Source organism: Falsihalocynthiibacter sp. S25ZX9, assembly GCF_041205405.1.
Taxonomy (GTDB): domain Bacteria; phylum Pseudomonadota; class Alphaproteobacteria; order Rhodobacterales; family Rhodobacteraceae; genus Falsihalocynthiibacter; species Falsihalocynthiibacter arcticus.
The window spans coordinates 1-295 of sequence record NZ_JBGFCD010000266.1; the positions used below are offsets into that span (position 1 = coordinate 1).

The 295-nt window shown below is 50.8% G+C and carries 1 pseudogene; it reads left to right on the forward strand.

What is annotated here, in order from left to right:
- Positions 1–295: pseudogene (locus AB9F29_RS22185) on the forward strand (calcium-binding protein); the annotation flags it as partial.

Consider the following 295-nt stretch of genomic DNA (forward strand, 5'->3'; position numbering starts at 1 on the left):
CGACGACCATATTGTTGGCGTTGTGATGGGCGAGGAAACCGGTGAGGACACCGATGAACGCGATTTCCTAAATGGGGGTGAAGGCGACGATCTTTTTGTCTTGGGCAACAGTGACTATGGTACGGGAGGCGCAGGCGAAGATACCTTTGCCCTTGGAGAATGGTTTGCTGAAGGCTCCGCAGCAACAATCACAGATTTCAACTCGGAAGAATACACACTTGTTGTCCACTATTCTGAGGACGACGAAATTCCAGAGGTGAGCGTCGAAACCGAAGATGGAAACAGCATGGTCCTA